At 60.6% G+C, this 2,502-nt stretch carries 1 protein-coding gene; it reads right to left on the bottom strand.

The features are described 5' to 3' along the window. A partial coding sequence (locus tag ENGE1_RS26115; protein WP_064360889.1) for a Tn3 family transposase occupies nucleotides 1–2,502 on the bottom strand: 2,502 nt, incomplete at both ends.

Raw genomic sequence — 2,502 nt, 5'->3', positions numbered from 1 at the left:
GGTGGCAGCGGTCGCAATGGCCTAAACTTCCCCGCACCGACCTTGGCGCTGCTGCGCCATAGGTAATCGCCGGTCAGGTTGATGTGCTCCCACCCCAGCGGCGACAGATATTGCAACAATGTGTCGTCCAGCGCCGTGCCGTTGCCACGCAAAGCACTGGTGGCACGCTCCAGATATACCGTGTTCCACAACACGATGGCCGCCGTCACCAGATTGAGGCCGCTGGCCCGGTAGCGCTGCTGCTCAAAACTGCGGTCGCGGATTTCACCCAATCGGTAGAAGAAGACCGCCCTGGCCAGCGCGTTGCGCGCCTCGCCCTTATTCAGCCCCGCATGGACGCGGCGGCGCAGCTCCACGCTTTGCAGCCAATCCAAAATGAACAGCGTGCGCTCGATGCGCCCCAGCTCGCGCAACGCCACGGCCAAGCCGTTCTGGCGCGGGTAGCTGCCGAGTTTGCGCAGCATCAGCGAAGCCGTTACCGTGCCTTGCTTGATGGAGGTGGCCAGCCGCAGAATTTCATCCCAATGGGCGCGTATTTGCTTGATGTTCAGCCTGTCGCTGCTAATCATCGGCTTGAGCGCGTCATAGGCGGCATCGCCCTTGGGGATGAATAGCTTGGTTTCGCCCAAGTCACGGATACGCGGCGCGAAGCGAAATCCCAGCAAATGCATCAAGCCAAACACGTGATCGGTGAAGCCTGCCGTGTCGGTGTAGTGTTCCTCGATGCGCAAGTCCGACTCGTGGTACAGCAGGCCATCAAGCACGTAAGTTGAATCACGAATGCCCACGTTGACCACCTTGGCACTGAAGGGCGCGTACTGGTCGGAGATATGGGTGTAGAAAGTCCGTCCTGGACTGCTTCCATACTTCGGGTTGATATGACCAGTGCTTTCTGCTTTGCTGCCGGTTCTGAAGTTCTGGCCGTCCGACGATGACGTGGTGCCGTCACCCCAGTTGCCGGCGAAGGGTTGCCGAAACTGCGCATTCACCAGCTCGGCCAGCGCCGTCGAATAGGTTTCATCGCGGATGTGCCAGGCTTGCAGCCAAGACAGCTTGGCGTAGGTGGTGCCAGGGCAGGACTCGGCCATTTTGGTCAGACCCAGGTTGATCGCGTCGGCCAGGATCGTCGTCAACAGCAAGGTTTTGTCCTTGGCCGTGTCGCTGGTCTTCAGGTGTGTGAAGTGGCGGGTGAAGCCCGTCCATTCATCGACCTCCATCAGCAACTCGGTGATTTTGAGGTGCGGCAGCAGCATAGCTGTCTGGTCGATCATGGCTTGCGCGGCGTCTGGTACTGCCGCGTCCAGCGGCGTGATCTTCAGGCCTGACGCGGTGGTGATGATGGCATCCGGTAAGTCGTTGGCCGCAGCCATGCGGTTGACTGTGGCGAGTTGCGCCTCCAACAATTCCAACCGGTCATGCAGGTATTGGTCGCAGTCGGTGGCCACTGCCAGCGGCAATTCGCTGGCCAGCTTCAAAGTGGCGAACTTCTCGACCGGCACCAGGTATTCGTCGAAGTCCTTGAACTGGCGAGAACCCTGCACCCAGACATCACCGGAGCGCAGCGCGTTCTTCAGCTCCGACAGGGCGCATAACTCGTAGTAACGCCGGTCGATGCCGTCGTCGGTCAGAACCAGCTTTGCCCAGCGCGGCTTGATGAATGCGGTTGGCGCATCGGCGGGCACCTTGCGCGCGCTGTCGCTGTTCATGCCGCGCAGCATGTCGATGGCATCGAGCACACCCTTGGCGGCGGGCGCAGCCCGCAATTTGAGCACGCCCAGGAACTGCGGCGCGTAGCGGCGTAGCGTGGCATAGCTTTCACCGATGTGGTGCAGGAAATCAAAGTCGGCAGGCCGCGCCAATGTTTGCGCTTCGGTGACGCTGGCGGCGAAGGTGTCCCAGGGCATAACGGCCTCGATGGCGGCGAACGGATCGCTGCCGCTTTGCTTGGCCTCAATCAACGCTTGACCGATGCGCCCATACATCCGCACCTTGTCGTTGATCGCCTTGCCGGAAGCCTGGAACTGCTGCTGATGCTTGTTCTTGGCCGCGTTGAACAGCTTGCCGATGATGCGATCGTGAAGGTCGATGATTTCATCGGTGACGGTGGCCATGCCTTCGATGGCCAGCGCTACCAGCGTGGCATAGCGTCGTTGCACCTCGAACTTTGCCAGATCAGCAGGCGTCATCTGGCCACCTTCACGAGCGATTTTGAGCAGGCGGTTCTGGTGAACCTGCCGCTCGATGCCTGCGGGCAGATCAAGTGCTTGCCAGGATTTCAGGCGCTCAATATGTTCGAGCATGTGGCGAGAGTTCGGTTTGGCAGGCGACTGGCGCAGCCATGCCAGCCACGTCACTTTACTGCCGTCCTTGCGCTTGAGAAGTTCGTCCAGGCGCTGACGGTGGGGTGATAACAAAGAATCGGTCAGCGCCGCGTAAATGCGTCGGTTGGCACGGGTGATGGCCTCGGCGCTTGCGCGCTCGATGGCATTCATGGCGGGCAGG

The organism is Pluralibacter gergoviae ATCC 33028 = NBRC 105706, assembly GCF_001598855.1.
Lineage (GTDB): Bacteria > Pseudomonadota > Gammaproteobacteria > Enterobacterales > Enterobacteriaceae > Pluralibacter > Pluralibacter gergoviae.
This window is presented reverse-complemented; position numbering and strand designations above follow the sequence as displayed.